The organism is Rhizobium sp. Root708 (genome assembly GCF_001429725.1).
Lineage (GTDB): Bacteria > Pseudomonadota > Alphaproteobacteria > Rhizobiales > Rhizobiaceae > Rhizobium.
The window spans coordinates 44,298-61,459 of record NZ_LMHV01000040.1 but is presented as its reverse complement, the minus strand read 5'-3'; the positions used below and the strand labels follow the sequence as shown (position 1 = coordinate 61,459).

The 17,162-nt window shown below is 60.7% G+C and carries 16 protein-coding genes; 11 read left to right on the top strand and 5 right to left on the bottom strand.

Annotated elements, in window-relative coordinates:
• Positions 1 to 2: 2 nt before the first annotated feature.
• From ASE04_RS19515 to ASE04_RS19495, 5 genes are all read right to left on the bottom strand, one after another.
• Entirely contained in the window at positions 3 to 590 is a 588-nt protein-coding gene (locus ASE04_RS19515) for a 5-formyltetrahydrofolate cyclo-ligase (RefSeq protein ID WP_056821451.1), read from the bottom strand.
• A 98-nt stretch (positions 591 to 688) separates the two neighbouring features.
• Complete coding sequence (locus tag ASE04_RS19510) at positions 689 to 1,426, bottom strand: hypothetical protein (protein WP_056820683.1); 738 nt, start codon at positions 1,424 to 1,426, stop codon at positions 689 to 691.
• 66 nt (positions 1,427 to 1,492) lie between these two features.
• Positions 1,493 to 2,386 carry an NAD-dependent epimerase/dehydratase family protein gene (locus tag ASE04_RS19505; protein ID WP_056820681.1) on the bottom strand — a complete coding sequence of 298 codons (894 nt, stop codon included), beginning with the start codon at positions 2,384 to 2,386 and terminating at the stop codon, positions 1,493 to 1,495.
• Entirely contained in the window at positions 2,383 to 3,213 is an 831-nt protein-coding gene (locus ASE04_RS19500; protein WP_056820679.1) for a glycosyltransferase, read from the bottom strand. Before ASE04_RS19500 ends, ASE04_RS19505 begins: the two co-directional genes overlap by 4 nt.
• On the bottom strand, positions 3,210 to 4,430 hold the full coding sequence (locus ASE04_RS19495; RefSeq protein WP_056820676.1) for an NAD-dependent epimerase/dehydratase family protein: 1,221 nt from the start codon (positions 4,428 to 4,430) through the stop codon (positions 3,210 to 3,212). Before ASE04_RS19495 ends, ASE04_RS19500 begins: the two co-directional genes overlap by 4 nt.
• Before the next feature lie 119 nt (positions 4,431 to 4,549).
• Between ASE04_RS19495 and ybgC the strand changes: the two genes are divergently transcribed.
• The 11 genes from ybgC to ASE04_RS19440 all read left to right on the top strand — a co-directional run bounded on the left by ybgC (position 4,550) and on the right by ASE04_RS19440 (position 17,006).
• On the top strand, positions 4,550 to 4,996 hold the full coding sequence (ybgC, locus tag ASE04_RS19490; RefSeq protein WP_056820674.1) for a tol-pal system-associated acyl-CoA thioesterase: 447 nt from the start codon (positions 4,550 to 4,552) through the stop codon (positions 4,994 to 4,996).
• Positions 4,997 to 5,449: 453 nt separating this feature from the next.
• Complete coding sequence (gene tolQ, locus ASE04_RS19485) at positions 5,450 to 6,169, top strand: protein TolQ (protein WP_056820672.1); 720 nt, start codon at positions 5,450 to 5,452, stop codon at positions 6,167 to 6,169.
• A 29-nt stretch (positions 6,170 to 6,198) separates the two neighbouring features.
• On the top strand, positions 6,199 to 6,654 hold the full coding sequence (tolR, locus tag ASE04_RS19480; RefSeq protein ID WP_056821449.1) for a protein TolR: 456 nt from the start codon (positions 6,199 to 6,201) through the stop codon (positions 6,652 to 6,654).
• 8 nt (positions 6,655 to 6,662) lie between these two features.
• Entirely contained in the window at positions 6,663 to 7,793 is a 1,131-nt protein-coding gene (locus ASE04_RS19475; RefSeq protein WP_056820669.1) for a hypothetical protein, read from the top strand.
• 22 nt (positions 7,794 to 7,815) lie between these two features.
• Entirely contained in the window at positions 7,816 to 9,126 is a 1,311-nt protein-coding gene (gene tolB / locus ASE04_RS19470; protein ID WP_056820664.1) for a Tol-Pal system beta propeller repeat protein TolB, read from the top strand.
• A gap of 156 nt (positions 9,127 to 9,282) precedes the next feature.
• On the top strand, positions 9,283 to 9,813 hold the full coding sequence (pal, locus tag ASE04_RS19465; RefSeq protein WP_056820662.1) for a peptidoglycan-associated lipoprotein Pal: 531 nt from the start codon (positions 9,283 to 9,285) through the stop codon (positions 9,811 to 9,813).
• 180 nt (positions 9,814 to 9,993) lie between these two features.
• Positions 9,994 to 10,998 carry a tol-pal system protein YbgF gene (gene ybgF / locus ASE04_RS19460; protein WP_056820658.1) on the top strand — a complete coding sequence of 335 codons (1,005 nt, stop codon included), beginning with the start codon at positions 9,994 to 9,996 and terminating at the stop codon, positions 10,996 to 10,998.
• A 12-nt stretch (positions 10,999 to 11,010) separates the two neighbouring features.
• Positions 11,011 to 12,345, top strand: coding sequence for a tRNA lysidine(34) synthetase TilS (gene tilS, locus ASE04_RS19455; protein WP_056820651.1), 1,335 nt, complete (start codon positions 11,011 to 11,013; stop codon positions 12,343 to 12,345).
• Positions 12,346 to 12,443: 98 nt separating this feature from the next.
• Entirely contained in the window at positions 12,444 to 14,375 is a 1,932-nt protein-coding gene (ftsH, locus tag ASE04_RS19450) for an ATP-dependent zinc metalloprotease FtsH (RefSeq protein WP_056820649.1), read from the top strand.
• A 242-nt stretch (positions 14,376 to 14,617) separates the two neighbouring features.
• Positions 14,618 to 15,970 carry a phosphoglucosamine mutase gene (gene glmM / locus ASE04_RS19445; protein WP_056820647.1) on the top strand — a complete coding sequence of 451 codons (1,353 nt, stop codon included), beginning with the start codon at positions 14,618 to 14,620 and terminating at the stop codon, positions 15,968 to 15,970.
• A 208-nt stretch (positions 15,971 to 16,178) separates the two neighbouring features.
• Complete coding sequence (locus ASE04_RS19440) at positions 16,179 to 17,006, top strand: outer membrane protein (RefSeq protein ID WP_056820645.1); 828 nt, start codon at positions 16,179 to 16,181, stop codon at positions 17,004 to 17,006.
• Positions 17,007 to 17,162: the final 156 nt, after the last annotated feature.

Here is a 17,162-nt window from a genome sequence, read left to right as displayed (position 1 = left end):
TGCTATCCAATCCAAGAGGCAAAAAAGCGCAGCCCGCTTTCTGTCAGGATGGCGTCCAAGCTGACGTCGTGGGACTCATCGGGCACATGTGCCACTTCCTGGCAGTCGAATGCAATGCCGATCAGCTTGGGATGCAGGCCTTTTTGCTTCAAACGCTCGATGGCGCGGTCGTAGTAGCCAGCGCCATAGCCGATGCGATGGCCGCGATCATCGAAGGCGGAGAGCGGCACCAGCATGATATCAGGATCGAGTACAGCGGCATCATCAGGCGGCCCCGAGGTGCCGAAGCCCGTGCTAACCAGCGGAACGCCGCGCACGAGTTCGCGAAAGACGATCGTCTGCTTGTCGAGGATGGCGGGCGCGCAAAGCTTGGCGCCTCGCGCTTGGAAGCGCGCCAGCAGCGGACGGATGTCGGCCTCCGAGCGGATCGGCAGGAAACCGGAGACGACGGTGCCGGGCTCGAATGCCACTGCCTCGCCGGCGTGCTCGGCCATGGCGAGGCTCATCTCGATGCGGGTTTCTTCGGGGATTGCGTCGCGCAGCGCAAGCCGGCCGCTCCGCATTTCAGCTTTCAGTTCTTTTGGGGTCATGCGATCCACCGCGCTGTTTTTCCAGCTGACGATAGCGGTCTCGCCGATCATTTCAACGCAACAATGCGACGTTCGCCGGCTTGTCCCGACCCGCTGCGTCAGATCGTGATGCTGGTAGGGATTGCCGAAGCGCCGATGTGAGCGTCAAGCGGATAGGTGTCGGTGCTCGATCCCGGCTGGCCGTTGCGGGAGCGCAGCTCGCGCATCGCCTTGTCCATCAGCTGGCGGACTTCCTGCAGGACGGATTTGAACTCTTCCATCGTCTGGCGATCTTCGGCCGATATGCCTGATGAGGCCTGCTTTCCGTCCTCGACCACGCTCTGGTAGGCGTTGCGCGCGGCAGTCGCGTTGTCGGGCTCTTCGGTTTGCGCCGTGTCGGCGTCGGAGCTTGTCGACGATGCTTCTGTTGCCGGTGCTGCCGATTGTTCTGCCGCAGCGCCAGCAGCGCTTGCGCCGTTATCGGCAACTGCCGCGGCGCTGTTGGCCGCCGATGCCATGCCCGTTGCGCTGGCGGCAACGGCCGAGGCAAACTCCGCGGCTGCGGCGCTGATCTTGTGGGCGAGTTCGGCAGCGAGCCGGGCAACCACTTCAGGTGGGAGGCCGCCGCTTTTCAGCATTTCCAGCTGCTGCTTGGCTTCCTCCAGCTTGCGGGCAGCGCGGGCCTTCGTCGCTTCCGCCGATGTCGTCATGCTATCGCGCAGCGTCTGCAACGCTTTCGCGGAGGTCTGCAATATCTTCAGGCGGGCGCTGCTCGCGCTGTCCGTAGATGTGCTGAGATTGTCTGCCGCGTAGGCGTTGCGCAGGATATTGAGCGCTGAAGTGGAGCCGACTTGCATACTATTCCCCGGATTGCACCATCCGTGGCAGTCTGCAACTTCAGGCTTGCGCGGGCCTGTGCGGCGCTACACGCCGCCGTTGTCCGTGGCCAGTGCATGGATGGTTTGCTCGAACAGCGGCATGCCGCCGGGCACCCAGCCCAGCGCGCGGATTTTCGCCGTATCCATCGGCGTCAGCTGCGATTTGTCTGCCGGGAGCGGCAGCCTGTTGAGGCAATCGCGTTCCCAACGAATATGCTCCAGTATGTCCCAGGTATCGAGAGTAATGTCGGAGACGTTGAACGTCTCGCCCGAGATGCGGGTCGTCTCGGCCTCCAGCATCACGCGCACGGCCTTGCCGACATCCTTGCCGTGGACTTCGGTTCCAACCCGCGATGGAAGCGCGCGGCCATTGACGTAGTCCCCGATCAGTCTGTCCCATTTGTTGGGACGAAGATCGCCGTAGACTCCTGTCAGCCTGAGGCTTGCTGTTGCGAAACCAGGGGCGGCAAGATGCGCAAGGCTGCGCTCGGCATCCAGCTTGACCTGACCGTAGAGGGTTTCCGGCCTGTCGGGCATGCCTTCCTTCAGCACGGTGCCGGGCGCATGCTCGCCATAAGCGGCGCGGCTGGAGATGAAGATGCAGCGGCGTGTGCCGGCGCGCTTGGCCGCTTCGAAAAGCCGAACGCTTCCATCAAGGTTGAAGCGCTTGAACGCCTCGGGATCGTCGCCTTCGCCACCACGGTATTTGCCGGGCAGGTGATGGAGGGCTGCGTGCACGAAGAAATAGGCGTCGTCGAAGGCTTCGATGTGGTCATGCGCCGGATCGAGGGACAGAGGGGCAAATTCGACCGGTCTGGAAAAGAACCGGGGCAGGGGAGCATGGCGCCCGCCGATGATCACGGTATAGCCGGCGGCGAGCAGCTCTTCGACGATATAACGTCCGACGAGACCCGTTCCCCCCGATACCAATACCTTCATGCTGCCTCTTCAGGGTTTGCCATGGTCGATAGGTCCGGCACATCATCGCCGGCATAAAAAGCATGCCACAGCTCGATCAGCGGCCGCAGTTTATCGGCCTTGGGATGATTCGTCTCCCACGGCTTCTCGTACTGGTAGTGCAGGACGGAAATGCTTTGCCAGTCCCAAAGCCGGGGCATGGTGAACCATACGTATTGCAGCATGTTGAAGTAGACCGGCAGGCCGTGCCAATCCGGGAAAAAGTCCTGCAGGAATGTTTGATCTGTGCGCTTCCAGAACAGGCTTGGCTGATCCAGATGTTCAAGCATCCTTTGAAACGTCTCCATCGACGGTTCCGCGACGAAGACGCCCGAGTTCAGGCGATGGAAATCGGCCAGCGATTCGTAGACGTTGGGGGCAGCGGAGAACTCCGGATAGCGGAAAAGCCTGTCGATGTTGCGCAGCACGATCGCGTCGGCATCAATGAAAACGCATCGCTCGTACTCGGTCAGCTGCCAGAGCCGCAGCTTGCAGAAATTGTCGAGCGGCGAGTGGAAATCCGGCTTGCGTCCCTTCGTGAAGGGGGCGGCAGTGTGGAGAATGGAGCGCGCGTGCCGCTCGTTGAATTCGGCTGACAACGGCAGGTGATCGACGGCCACAAGCCGGCAGCCGAGCTGCGCCAGCGGCGTAAGCGCTGCGTGGTCCACGCCATCAGTATGAAGGACAACGAGGTCGGCGGCGGTCTGCGTCCGACGGAGCGATGCGGCGAGCGCCTTGGCGCCCATGGCGTAGTCGTTGTTGGTGACGAGCGTGACGTAGGCGTACCGCGGCGACGGGAGGTCACTCATGAAACGGACTTCAGCCTCTTGCCTTCCGGATCATGGTTGATCGTCGCGGCAATGTCTTTCGTCCAGGCGGAAACGGCGGGAACGCGGGATCGGTCGACCCGATAGGCAAATTTCTTCGCGACATCGACGATCTCGCTGAGCAGACCGCCCTGCAGGGTGATCGGATCAAGACCCAGATTGCGGAACTTGTCGTTCTTGACGATCAACTCGTTTTCGGGGGCTTCCTTGCGCGGGTTCGGCAGCCAGGCGATCTCGGCGCCGCTCATTCGGGCGATCATCTCCGCCAGATCGCGGATCCGATGTGTTTCCGTCATCTGGTTGAAGATCTCGACGCGGGCACCACGCGCTGGCGGGTTGTTCAGCGCGAGCTCGATGCAGCGCACGGAATCCTGAATGTGGATGAAAGCTCGGGTCTGGCCTCCGGTGCCGTGAACGGTAAGCGGATACCCGATCGCCGCCTGGATCAGGAAGCGGTTCAGCACGGTGCCGTAGTCCCCGTCGTAATCGAAGCGATTGACGAGTTGCGGATGGCGGCGTGTCTGTGTGGTGTGGGTGCCCCAGACGATCCCCTGATGCAGGTCGGTGATCCTGAGGCAGTCGTTCTTGGCGTAGAAGTGAAACAGCAACTGATCCAGGCACTTCGTCATGTGATAGATCGAGCCCGGATTGGAGGGATAGAGGATCTCCTGGCTGACAGTCTCGCCGTTTGCGATCTCGACCCCGACCGGAAGATAGCCTTCGGGGATAGCGGCTCCGACCGTGGAATAGCCATAGACGCCCATAGTGCCGAGATGGATCAGATGCGCGTCAAGCTGAAGCTCGACAAGCGCGTTCAGCAAATTATGCGTGGCGTTGACGTTGTTGTTGACCGTGTAGTTCTTATGGCGATCACTCTTCATCGAGTAGGGCGCGGCGCGCTGCTCGGCGAAATGAATGATGGCGTCCGGACGGTTGTCGACGAGCCACTTCTTCAAGAGCTCGTAATCCTTGGCGAGATCGATCAGGTTGAAGTGGATGCGCCGGCCGGTTTCGGCATGCCAGATGCGGGTGCGCTCCTGGATCGAGTCCATCGGCGTCAGCGACTGGACCCCGAGTTCCGTATCGATCCATCGCCGGGAAAGATTGTCGAGGATGTGAAGGTCATGGCCCGCGTCCGAGAGATGCAATGATGTTGGCCAGCCGATGAATCCGTCCCCGCCCATCACTGCAATCTTCATCGCGTCGTCTCCCGTATGTGTGCCCTTGTCGAGATTTACTTAGGAAGCGTGACAATTGTTCAATGCTTGCAAGCTGGAAACTCTTGGGTCAAAGAAGGCCCGAAAATCTGGAGAGAATGATGGCTGGCAAGGGCTTTTCCATATCGGGCGAACTCGCGGAAGAGGGTCACCGGCTTCTGCAGCGCGTGTACTACGAAGACACCGATTTTTCCGGCCTCGTCTATCATGCCCGCTACCTCCATTTCCTCGAGCGCGGCCGCACGGATTACCTGCGTTGCCTCGGCGTCGAGCAGCGCGAACTGATCACCGCCGACGAGGAAGGGCTGGTTTTCGTCGTTCACCGCATGGAAATCGACTTCAAACAGCCGGCGCGGATGGATGATATCCTGACCGTTCTGACGCGGACGGAAAAGGCCGGCGGCGCCAAGATGGTGCTGAGCCAGGAAATCCGCAGGGACGAGGTGCTGCTGATCGCCGCAAAGGTCATCATTGCGGTCATCAACGCCAAGGGACGTCCGCGGCGGCTGCCTGACGGTTTGGCCAAGCAGATGATGATCGAGGTCTGATCGGTTGCGCGAGCTCGCCCAGCGGCTCCAAACTGCCCGGTCTATCAGGACGTCGGGACGGGTTCCAACCTGCAAGTAGCGCATAGCGGGCATGACGAAGACAGGCTTGTAAAATCTTGACTTTTGTGTGAAGGAATTCGCGCGCTGCAAGATGAGCGCTGTTTCGGTTGTCTAGAATAGAGCCGGCCAAGTAATCCAAGGGACAAATCTTCGCCGATAATCCGCTGTCATAGTCCGGCGCTAACGAACTATTAACCATAATAGTGTCTTACTCGGATTGTCAGAGTTTGTGCGGTGCACGCCTTCCTTTGACCAAATTTGACGGCAAGGAAAGCGGATAGAGCTTGGAAGCTTGACCAGGGCTTGAGGCGGCGGCCGCCAGACACTTCTTGCGAGATCACTTTGTGCCGCCCGGTCAAGCGCCGGGCGTTTGGATTCGGGGATTTTGGATCAATGGAACAAGTAGGATTGGCAGCAGCAACGGCCGACGTCAGCCTCTGGTCGCTGTTTATGCAGGCAGGTCTCGTCGTCAAGCTGGTCATGCTCGGGCTCATCGCAGCCTCGGTCTGGACCTGGGCGATCGTCATCGACAAATATCTGGCTTACGGTCGCGCACGGCGCCAGTTCGACAAGTTCGAACAGGTGTTCTGGTCGGGCCAGTCGCTGGAAGAACTTTACCGGACGCTGTCGGAGCGCAACAATACCGGCCTCGCATCGATCTTCGTCGCCGCCATGCGCGAGTGGAAGAAGTCGTTCGAGCGCGGTGCGCGCTCCCCGATCGGTCTGCAGATGCGTATCGATCGCGCCATGGATGTCACGCTCGCTCGTGAATCCGAAGGCCTTTCGGCCCGCCTCGGCTCGCTGGCAACAATCGGTTCGGCCGGTCCGTTCATCGGTCTGTTCGGTACGGTCGTCGGTATCATGACCTCGTTCCAGGCAATCGCCGGTTCGAAGTCGACCAACCTCGCGGTCGTGGCACCGGGTATCGCTGAAGCGCTTCTGGCGACCGCGATCGGCCTTGTTGCCGCTATTCCGGCGGTTATTGCCTATAACAAGTTCTCCGCCGATGCCGGCAAGCTCTCGGGCCGCATGGAAGGTTTCGCGGATGAATTCTCCGCCATCCTTTCGCGACAAATCGACGAGAAGCTGCAGCCGCGCCAGGCCGCGCAGTAACCGACGGGAACGGAGTTAACGATATGGGTATGGGTGCTCCAAGCGGTGGCGGAGGCGGCGGTGGCCGCGGCGGTCGTCGTCGCGGCGGCCACAGAGGCGGCGCTATTTCCGAAATCAACGTGACGCCGCTCGTCGACGTCATGCTGGTGCTTCTGATCATCTTCATGGTCGCCGCACCGATGATGACGGTCGGCGTGCCGGTCGACCTGCCGGAAACGCAGGCGAAAGCGCTGAATTCCGAAACGCAGCCGATCACGATCTCGGTCAAGAACGACGGCCAGATCTTCCTGCAGGAAACGCCGATCCCGGCCGAAGAGATTGCAGCGAAGCTCGAGGCGATCGCAACGACCGGCTACAATGAACGCATCTTCGTTCGCGGCGACGCGACTGCGCCTTATGGCGTGATCGCCGATGTCATGGCTCGCATCCAGGGTGCCGGCTACAAGAACATCGGCCTCGTGACGCAGCAGAAGAAGGACCAATAGCAAACGCTATGAAGGCCAGTATCGTCACATCTGCTGCTCTGCACTGTGCATTGCTCGCCTGGGCGCTGATTTCGATCGGCTCCCCGGAGCAATTCAAGGTCGAGGATTTCGAGGCGATGCCCGTCGACCTCGTGCCCGTCGAAGAAATGACGCAGATGCAGCAGGGTGACAAGACCGCCAAGCCGAGCGAAAAGCCCGCGCCGAAGCCGACGGCCAAGCCGACCAACGTCGAAAACGCCGAGAACATGGGCGAGAACAAGGTCGACCTGAAGACGCCGCCGATCCCGAACGCCAAGCCCAACAACAACGAAACTGCCGCAGCGCCGAAGGCTTCCGAGAAGCCGGTTCCCCAGAATGATCCTGTACCGAACGAGGTCAAGGACATCATGAAGGAGGAGACGGACGTCGAGCCGCAGCAGGTTGCGTCGATCACGCCGCCGAAGCCCGATATCACGCCGCCGACGCCCGAAAAGCCTCCGGAAAAGCCGCAGGAAACACCGGAGCCGCCGAAGCCGGATGCGGAAGCGCTGCCGGACAAGGTGCCGACGCCGGTCGTCAAGCCACAGGTGAAGCCGCCGGAGCAGAAGCCGGCCGAAAAGCCGCCTGAAAAGAAGACCGAGGACAAGGCCAAGGCTGACGAGAAGCCGACGGACAAGAAGCTGGCCGACAAGAAGCAGGAAAAGGCCAAGGCCTCGTCCTCGAAGCAGAGCGATTTCAACGCCGACGACATCGCGGCCCTCTTGAACAAGCAGGACCCGTCGAACGGCGGTGCCAAGAGCTCGACCGAAGTTGCGTCGCTCGGCGCCAAGAAGGCGACCGGCGGTTCCAAGCTCTCGATGAGCGAGATGGACGCGCTGCGCAGCGCGATCGCCGGCAACTGGTCGGTGATCCCAGGCATGGAAGGTGCGAGCGACGTTCGCATCAAGGTCCATATGAAGCTTGACCCGGATGGCAACATCATCGGCTCGCCCGAAGTTGAAGCGATCGGCGGCACCAACGAGGCAACGCGCATGGCGTTGGCGAGCGGTGCCAAGCGCGCCGTCATGAAGTCGTCGCCGTTCACGAACCTTCCCAAAGACAAATATGATGCCTGGGGCGAAGTCATCGTCAATTTCGACCCCAGCGATCTAGCCCTTTAAAATGCTGAAAGGCTTGTGCTCTATGACCAAGTGTTCTCTTTTCCGCGCCCTGATGGTCGCCGTCGGCATGGTTGCGACGGCCGTTATCGCAACGCCAGCGAACGCGCTTGTCGAAATCAACATCAACAAGGGCAACGTCGAGCCGTTGCCGATCGCGATTACCGACTTTCTGCAGGGTGACATGGGCGCGCAGGTGTCGCAGGTCGTGGCTGCTGACCTTCAGCGCTCCGGTCTCTTCGCGCCGATCAACAAGAACGCCTTCATCGAGAAGATTTCCAATCCGGATGCCGCGCCGCGCTTCGAGGACTGGAAGGTCATCAATGCCCAGGCGCTCGTCACCGGTCGTGTGACGCAGGAAAGCGATGGCCGCCTTCGCGCCGAGTTCCGTCTCTGGGATACCTTTGCCGGCACGCAGATGACCGGCCAGCAGTTCTACACGCAGCCGGAAAACTGGCGCCGCGTCGCCCATATCATCGCCGATGCGATCTACAAGCAGATCACCGGTGAAGAAGGCTACTTCGACACACGTGTTGTCTTCGTTTCCGAGTCCGGCACCAAGCAGGACCGCAAGCGCCAGCTGGCGATCATGGACCAGGACGGCTTCAACGTTCGCATGCTGACCAATGGCAGCGACCTCGTCCTGACGCCGCGCTTCTCGCCGAACCGGCAGGAAGTCACCTACATGTCCTTCGCCAACCAGCAGCCGCGTGTCTACCTGCTGCAGCTGGAAACCGGACAGCGCGAAGTTGTCGGTAACTTCCCGGGCATGACCTTCTCGCCGCGCTTCTCGCCGGATGGACAGAAGGTCGTCATGAGCCTTCAGCAGGAAGGCAACGCCAACATCTACACGATGGACCTGCGTTCGCGCACGACGACGCGCCTGACGTCGACGGCCGCGATCGATACCTCGCCATCCTATTCGCCTGACGGCGGCCGTATCGTCTTCGAAAGCGACCGTGGCGGCCACCAGCAGATCTACGCCATGAATGCCGACGGTTCCGGCCAGACGCGTATCTCGTTTGGCGACGGTAACTACTCCACGCCGGTCTGGTCCCCGCGCGGCGATCTGATCGCCTTCACCAAACAGTCGGGCGGCAAGTTCTCGATCGGCGTGATGAAGCCGGATGGTTCGGGCGAACGTATCCTGACGACTGGATTCCACAACGAAGGTCCGACCTGGGCACCGAACGGACGCGTCCTTATGTTCTTCCGCCAGGCGGCGGGTGCGGGCGGTCCGCAGCTCTACTCGATCGATCTGACCGGCTACAACGAGCAGATGATCAAGACCCCGGCATACGCTTCGGATCCGGCCTGGTCGCCGCTTCTGGAGTAGGAAAGACTGTGGATGTGCCTTCTTGTCGCCGCAAAAATCCTGGATTGGGGCGACAGAGGGACAAATCAACCATTCGTTAACCATAGTTCTTGAAAGCCGATTAACCGAGAACGGTTACAGTCCGGCAACCTTAATCAAGTCGCAAGGAGACCGGCCATGAGCCGAATTCATACCCCGGCAATGAGCCGCATGCAGAACTTCGCCCGCAACCCGGTCATGATCGCGCTCGTCGCCGGTCTGGCACTCGCCGGCTGCGCCAACAAGAAGAACATGGCCAACAGCGCCGGTGACCTCGGCCTCGGTGCCGGCGCCGCGACGCCGGGCTCCGCCCAGGACTTCACCGTCAACGTCGGCGACCGCATCTTCTTCGACACCGATAGCACTTCGATCCGTGCGGACGCCGCCCAGACGCTCGACCGTCAGGCTCAGTGGCTCGGCCGTTATCCGAAGTACGCGATCACCGTCGAAGGCCATGCCGACGAACGCGGCACGCGCGAATACAACCTGGCTCTCGGCGCTCGCCGTGCAGCTGCCGCCAAGGACTACCTCGCTTCGCGCGGCGTTCCGGCTCAGCGCCTGAAGACGATCTCTTACGGCAAGGAACGTCCGGTCGCCGTTTGCGACGACATCTCCTGCTGGTCGCAGAACCGCCGCGCTGTTACCGTTCTCGGTGGCGCAGGCATGTAATTGCCTTCCCGGCAGCAAAATGCCGGGTTTTATTACAAATTGGAAAGGCGGCTCCATCGCGGGCCGCCTTTTCTTTTTGAACACACTTTGGCCGAACTCCGTTGCTTTTTGAAAGTAATTGGAAAAATCTCCTGTTCGTGCCATCGAGGCGCGAAGAATCACTGGGACAGGACGAACCATATGAAGAAACTTGTCGTGGCGGGCATGCTTTGCCTCGCAGCGGTGGCCGGGGCGGGCCAGTCGGCGAATGCGACGTCGCTATTCGGCTGGAACGTGGGCGGCAAGCCCGCGGACCGTCAGCAGAATTTGCCCGTCGTCAACGTGCAGGCCGCGGGCGGCGCTGAAGTTCGTATTCAGCAGCTCGAAGAGCAGCTTCGTCAGCTGAACGGCCGCATCGAGGAGATGAGCTTCCAGCTGCTGCAGATGCAGGAAACGATCCGCAAGGCGCAGCAAGATAACGAATTCCGCTTCCAGGAGCTGGAAAAGGGCGGCGGCAGCGCGGCCGGCGGCAGCGGCAAGCCGATGAAGAAGAGTGAGGCCGATCTGCCAGCTTCGAACCAGACGGCGCAAGGTGGCGACGACGTCGCCCACACCATCCAGGCAAACCGGGGAGCCGAAACGGCTCCCTCGACGGATGTGCCCGAAAACACTGGCCTCGGCCAGCCGCCGAAGCAACTCGGCTCGATCGATTTCGACCAGGGCGGAAATCAGGTTGGCGGCACCGTCAATCCGGGTGCCGAGGTCGGCTCCACGCCGTTGCCGAACGTCGATGCCGGTCAGTCGTCGCAGACGGCGTCGCTCGGCAGCGAGTCCGACCAGTACAAGGCTGCCTACGGCCATGTTCTGTCCGGCGACTATTCGACAGCCGAGCGGGAATTCACGCAGTATATTTCCCAGTATCCGAGCAGCGCCCGCGCCGCCGATGCCAACTTCTGGCTGGGAGAGGCGCTCTATTCGCAGGGCAAGTATAACGATGCCGCGAAGACCTTCCTGAATGCGCATCAGAAGTTCTCCACGTCCGAAAAGGCGCCCGAGATGCTGTTGAAGCTCGGCATGTCGCTCGCAGCGCTCGACAACACCGAGACGGCTTGCGCAACCCTGAAGGAAGTTTCGAAGCGCTATCCGAAGGCATCGCGCGCCGTGATAACCAAGGTTGCGAGCGAACAGAAGCGTCTCGCCTGCTAAGGCTGTCCGGTCTTGAGCCCGGATGGCATTCTTTCCCCCGAAACGGCAGCACGCCGCTTTCTCGACTCGCTTGACCGACCTGCCCGCATTCTGGTGGCAATATCGGGCGGCAGCGACTCTACCGGCCTTCTTATCGCGCTTTCCAATGCGCTGAAGGCGAAGCCGGACTCTTCCATTTCTCTTTGCGCAGCAACCGTCGACCATGCGTTGCGCGCGGAATCCGCTGATGAAGCGCGACAGGTCGCCGCTCTCTGCGAGACACTCGATATTCCCCATGTCACAAAGCTCTGGCATGGCATCAAGCCCAAGGCAGGCATCTCGGCTGCGGGACGCGAGGCTCGTTATGGCCTGCTTGCCGAAGCTGCCGGCGAGATGGCCGCGGATATCATAGTGACCGCCCACACATTCGACGACCAACGCGAAACAGTGGCCATGCGCGCCGCGCGCTCGGAGCGGGAAAACACCGGGATTGCTGATCTCGTCCTTTTCGACCGCCGCCTTTGGGTCGCGCGCCCGTTCCTGCCATGCCTGAGGGACGATATTCGCAGCCTGCTTGCCACGGCTCACATCTCGTGGATCGACGATCCCAGCAACGAGGACCTCAAGTACGAGCGGGTTCGTATCCGCCAGCGCCTGCAAGGCGAGGGCGGCGGCGAAGGGGGGGTAGGCGATGCCGCCGCCGGTCGTTCGCGATTGGCTGCTGACGCCGGCGCGTGGGTGACCGAGCATTTCGTCCTTTATCCCTACGGCCTTGGCGCTATCTCGCCCGATGGCTTTCATGCCGACGAAGACATGCTGGAATATGCGCTCGGCCGCCTTGCTGCGGTAGTCGGCGGACAGCCCTTTGCGCCGGGAGGATCGCAACTTGCGGCGATGCTGGCGTTCGTGAAGGCGGCGGAGCCCGGACGCATGACGGCGGCCCGCGTCGTGTTCGATCTCAGACGCAACGGCCTTTTCCTTGCCCGCGAGAGCCGCGGCATCCTGTCCCTGGCTTTGGCACCCGGTGAGCAAGGCATCTGGGACAATCGCTACAGGGTGCAGAACGACAGCGGGATGATGGTCCGCGTTGAGGCGCGGCCCTCGAGCGCCTTCACCGAGCCGGATCGGTGGCTGCCGAAATCGGCTTTCAAGCGTGCAGTGGCCGCGTTTCCGCGCATCCTGGACGGCGAGGGGAGGGACCTTGATCCGGGCCGCGCCGATGATGTCCTGATTGTCCCTTATTTTGCGCCGTTTGACCGTTTTTTGACACGATTTGATTTCATCTTCGCAGATAGTCTTGCAGGTGCCTTTGGAACACGCCCCTATCCAAAAGCACCTTTAGGTCTTATTGACGGAAAAACCATCTAACCGACGGCTTTGCCTTGGCAACGGACTGACGCAATCCTATGTTAGAGACCAAATAAGACGGTCGCCATGAGGCGGTCGTTCCAGTGCTGGGGAGTTCAATGAACCCTAACTTACGTAATTTCGCCTTGTGGGCAATCATAGCGCTTTTGCTGATTGCCCTCTTCAGTATGTTCCAGACGTCGCCGGCGCAGACCAGCTCCCGCGATATCCCTTATTCGCAGTTCCTGCGTGAAGTGGATGCGGGCCGCGTCAAGGAAGTCGTCGTCACGGGCAACCGCGTCTCCGGCAGCTATATTGAAAACGGCACGACCTTCCAAACCTACACGCCCGTCGTCGACGACAATCTGCTTGATCGTCTGCAGAGCAAAAACGTTCTCGTTTCGGCTCGGCCTGAAACCGATGGTTCGTCTGGCTTCCTGAGCTATCTCGGCACGCTGCTGCCGATGCTGCTGATCCTGGGCGTCTGGCTGTTCTTCATGCGGCAGATGCAGGGTGGATCACGCGGCGCGATGGGCTTCGGCAAGTCCAAGGCCAAGCTTCTCACCGAAGCGCATGGTCGTGTCACCTTCGATGACGTCGCAGGCGTCGATGAAGCGAAGCAGGACCTTGAGGAAATCGTTGAATTCCTGCGTGATCCGCAGAAGTTCCAGCGTCTCGGCGGCAAGATTCCGCGCGGCGTGCTGCTGGTCGGCCCTCCCGGCACCGGTAAGACGCTGCTCGCTCGCTCTGTCGCAGGCGAAGCCAATGTTCCGTTCTTCACGATCTCGGGTTCCGACTTCGTCGAAATGTTCGTCGGTGTCGGCGCAAGCCGCGTCCGTGACATGTTCGAACAGGCCAAGAAGAACGCGCCGTGCATCATCTTCATCGACGAAATCGATGCCGTCGGTCGCCATCGTGGCGCCGGTCTCGGCGGCGGTAACGACGAACGCGAACAGACGCTGAACCAGCTGCTGGTCGAGATGGACGGCTTCGAAGCAAACGAAGGCATCATCCTGATCGCCGCGACCAACCGTCCCGACGTTCTCGATCCGGCGCTGCTGCGTCCGGGCCGTTTCGACCGCCAGGTCGTCGTTCCGAACCCTGACATCATCGGTCGCGAGCGGATCCTGAAGGTGCATGCGCGCAATGTTCCGCTGGCGCCGAATGTCGATCTCAAGGTTCTGGCCCGCGGTACGCCTGGTTTCTCCGGTGCTGACCTGATGAACCTCGTCAACGAAGCTGCCCTGATGGCCGCACGTCGCAACAAGCGCGTCGTCACCATGGCGGAATTCGAAGACGCCAAGGACAAGATCATGATGGGTGCCGAGCGCCGCTCGTCCGCCATGACCGAAGCAGAAAAGAAGCTGACGGCCTATCACGAAGCCGGCCACGCGATCACCGCGTTGAAGGTGCCTGTAGCGGATCCCCTGCACAAGGCAACCATCATTCCGCGTGGCCGTGCGCTGGGCATGGTCATGCAGCTGCCGGAAGGCGACCGCTACTCGATGAGCTACAAGTGGATGGTGTCGCGCCTGGTCATCATGATGGGTGGTCGCGTTGCCGAGGAACTGACGTTCGGCAAGGAAAACATCACTTCAGGCGCGTCGTCGGATATCGAGCAGGCAACCAAGCTTGCCCGTGCGATGGTGACGCAGTGGGGCTTCTCTGATGCGCTTGGTCAGGTCGCCTACGGTGAAAACCAGCAGGAAGTGTTCCTCGGCCATTCGGTTTCGCAGTCGAAGAACGTGTCCGAAGCGACCGCTCAGACGATCGATACCGAGGTTCGCCGCCTGATCGATGAAGCCTACCAGGAAGCGCGCCGTATTCTCACCGACCACCACGACGAGTTCGTGGCGATCGCAGAAGGCCTGCTCGAATACGAGACTCTGACAGGCGAGGAGATCAAGGCGCTGATTCGCGGCGAGAAGCCGTCTCGCGATCTCGGTGACGATACGCCTCCGAGCCGTGGGTCCGCCGTTCCGAAGACCGGTACCCGGCCAGCCTCCAAGGGTGATGAGCCGGAGAGCGGTCTGGAGCCGCAAACGCACTGATTGTCTTGGGAAAAGATGGATTGGCCGGATATCAGAAATGGTATCCGGCCAATTCTGTTGGTAACGGGATATAATCAGTTTTCTCGGTAATTTACGTGATGGGCGCCACGAATTGTGGCATGCCGCTCACATAAGAAGGCCCAATTTGGAGCCTTTATGCGACGCTACGCTAGGTCGGCGTCGAATTGTTGAAGTGGGAATGCGCGGCTCTTAGAGAGCGTGCCCGAGCACAGAGGGTGCATATGAAAAGACGTTATTTCGGCACGGATGGAATTCGCGGTCAGTCCAATGTGTTTCCGATGACACCTGATCTCGCGATGCGGGTCGGCATTGCGGCAGGAACGATTTTCCGTCGCGGCAGTCATCGCCACCGTGTCGTCATCGGCAAGGACACGCGCCTTTCGGGCTATATGCTTGAAAACGCGATGGTCGCCGGTTTCACGGCTGCCGGTGTCGATGCCTTCGTTCTCGGTCCTATTCCGACGCCTGCCGTCGCCATGCTGACGCGTTCGCTGCGCGCCGATATCGGCGTGATGATTTCTGCGTCACACAACCCTTACGAAGACAACGGCATCAAGCTGTTCGGACCGGATGGCTACAAGCTGTCGGACGAACTCGAAATGCAGATCGAAGAGCTTCTCGAGAAGGACCTTTCGACGCAGCTCGCCAAGTCCGACGATATCGGCCGCGCCAAGCGCGTCGATGGCGTCCATGACCGGTATATCGAGCATGCCAAGCGCACCCTGCCGCGTGACGTGACGCTCCAGGGCCTGAGGATCGCGATCGATTGCGCCAATGGTGCCGCCTACAAGGTCGCACCGGCTGTTCTCTGGGAACTCGGCGCCGAGGTCGTGACCATCGGCAATGAGCCGAATGGCACCAACATCAACTTGAACTGCGGCTCGACCAATCCGGTCGCCCTGCAGAAGAAGGTCGACGAAGTGCGGGCCGATATCGGCATCGCGCTCGACGGCGACGCTGACCGCGTGATCATCGTCGACGAGAACGGCGCCGTGGTCGATGGCGACCAGCTGATGGCCGTGATTGCCGAGAGCTACGCCGAAAGCCAGCAGCTGCGTGGCGGCGGCATCGTTGCGACCGTGATGTCCAATCTCGGCCTCGAGCGGTTCATGCAGGACAAGGGCCTTGGCCTCGTCCGCACCATGGTCGGCGACCGTTACGTGGTCGAGCACATGCGCCAGCACAACTACAATGTCGGTGGCGAACAGTCCGGACATATTGTCTTGTCGGACTATGGCACGACCGGCGACGGTCTTGTTGCCGCACTGCAGATCCTTGCCGCTGTGAAGCGCACCGGCAAGACCGTCAGCGAAGTCTGCCGTCGTTTCGAGCCGGTGCCGCAGCTTCTGCGCAACGTCCGCATCTCCGGCGGCAAGCCGCTGGAAGACATCATCGTTCAGAAGGCGATTGCCGACGCCGAGGCGGAGCTTGCAAAGAGCGGCCGTCTGGTCATCCGCCCGTCCGGTACCGAGCCGTTGATCCGCGTCATGGCGGAAGGCGACGATCGCAGCCAGATCGAGCGGATCGTCAACGATCTGATCGGTACGATTTCGAGCGCGCGTTCAGCGGCCTGAGATATTCTGACGTGAAGCAAAGAAGCCGGTACGTTTCGTGCCGGCTTTTTCTTTTCGCCCGCTGATTTATGGTTCAGCAACCAACAACAAACACGGTAAATATTTGTAGTTAAGCAGCTTTTAACGTTTCCGTTTCATTATCCATCCCGAAACGTGTCCGACTGGCAGCGAATGGCCCTGCCAAGCCACGAATTTTGGAGTGGGATCCATGATGAGAAGCTTATCCGGCGTCTTTGCCGTGCTGCTGATGACGTCCAATGTTTTTGCCGCGGATCTTGCCCCCGCGGAACCCGTTCCGGAGATGATGCCGGAAGTGACTGTGACAGAAGCGTCCGGCTGGTATCTGCGCGGCGATGTCGGTTACGGTTTCAACGACCTACGCGGCGCGAAATACTTCCAGGGCAGCAATGCCAGCGAAGTCGATTTCGACCGTGCAGATCTCGATGACGCCTGGACTATCGGCGGCGGTGTTGGTTACCAGGTCAACAACTATTTCCGCACCGACCTGACGCTCGACTACCTCGGCAAGTCCGACTTCAATGGCTCGACCAGCGGTTCTTGCGGCGTTTCGCCCAGCTGCACATCCAGCGACATCTCTTCGATGACGGCGTGGTCGCTGATGGCTAATGCCTATGTCGATCTCGGCACCTATGGTTACGTCACCCCCTACGTCGGCGCCGGCATTGGCGGCACCTACGTCAAGTGGAAGGACCTGAACAACACGTCTTGCGATTCCAGCGGCGGTGGCCTTGGTTGCGATGACACGGTCATCCACGGCGGCAAGGGCGGCTGGCGCTTCAGCTACGGCCTGATGGCCGGCGCGTCGATCGACGTCACCTGCAACGTCAAGGCAGACGTCGGCTACCGCTTCCTGCACGTCGATGGTGGCGATATGTTCGGCTACAACGCCAACGGCGGCCCTGGTCGCGACAAGGGCTTCAACGTTCACGAAGCTCGCGTCGGCGCCCGTTACCTCTTCGGCGGCTGCGCCCCGGCTCCCTACGAGCCGCCTCCGGCGCCGATCGTCTACAAGTAAGTCTACCGCATACACACTGGAAAGCCGCCCCGACCGGGCGGCTTTCATCGTTTTTGGCAATCTGTCATTCGGCGGCTCGGTCGCGCCTGCGGCAAAAAATCCTCCAGCTGCGACACTTCTCCGTTGACTATGTCAGGGCCGATCTATATCCACGGC

Bases quoted from the DNA above. Each gene is read 5' to 3' on its own strand.
- ASE04_RS19515 (WP_056821451.1), bottom strand. From the start codon at position 590: ATGACCCCAAAAGAACTGAAAGCTGAAATGCGGAGCGGCCGGCTTGCG.
- ASE04_RS19510 (WP_056820683.1), bottom strand. From the start codon at position 1,426: ATGCAAGTCGGCTCCACTTCAGCGCTCAATATCCTGCGCAACGCCTAC.
- ASE04_RS19505 (WP_056820681.1), bottom strand. From the start codon at position 2,386: ATGAAGGTATTGGTATCGGGGGGAACGGGTCTCGTCGGACGTTATATC.
- ASE04_RS19500 (WP_056820679.1), bottom strand. From the start codon at position 3,213: ATGAGTGACCTCCCGTCGCCGCGGTACGCCTACGTCACGCTCGTCACC.
- ASE04_RS19495 (WP_056820676.1), bottom strand. From the start codon at position 4,430: ATGAAGATTGCAGTGATGGGCGGGGACGGATTCATCGGCTGGCCAACA.
- ybgC (WP_056820674.1), top strand. From the start codon at position 4,550: ATGGCTGGCAAGGGCTTTTCCATATCGGGCGAACTCGCGGAAGAGGGT.
- tolQ (WP_056820672.1), top strand. From the start codon at position 5,450: ATGGAACAAGTAGGATTGGCAGCAGCAACGGCCGACGTCAGCCTCTGG.
- tolR (WP_056821449.1), top strand. From the start codon at position 6,199: ATGGGTGCTCCAAGCGGTGGCGGAGGCGGCGGTGGCCGCGGCGGTCGT.
- ASE04_RS19475 (WP_056820669.1), top strand. From the start codon at position 6,663: ATGAAGGCCAGTATCGTCACATCTGCTGCTCTGCACTGTGCATTGCTC.
- tolB (WP_056820664.1), top strand. From the start codon at position 7,816: ATGACCAAGTGTTCTCTTTTCCGCGCCCTGATGGTCGCCGTCGGCATG.
- pal (WP_056820662.1), top strand. From the start codon at position 9,283: ATGAGCCGAATTCATACCCCGGCAATGAGCCGCATGCAGAACTTCGCC.
- ybgF (WP_056820658.1), top strand. From the start codon at position 9,994: ATGAAGAAACTTGTCGTGGCGGGCATGCTTTGCCTCGCAGCGGTGGCC.
- ftsH (WP_056820649.1), top strand. From the start codon at position 12,444: ATGAACCCTAACTTACGTAATTTCGCCTTGTGGGCAATCATAGCGCTT.
- glmM (WP_056820647.1), top strand. From the start codon at position 14,618: ATGAAAAGACGTTATTTCGGCACGGATGGAATTCGCGGTCAGTCCAAT.
- ASE04_RS19440 (WP_056820645.1), top strand. From the start codon at position 16,179: ATGATGAGAAGCTTATCCGGCGTCTTTGCCGTGCTGCTGATGACGTCC.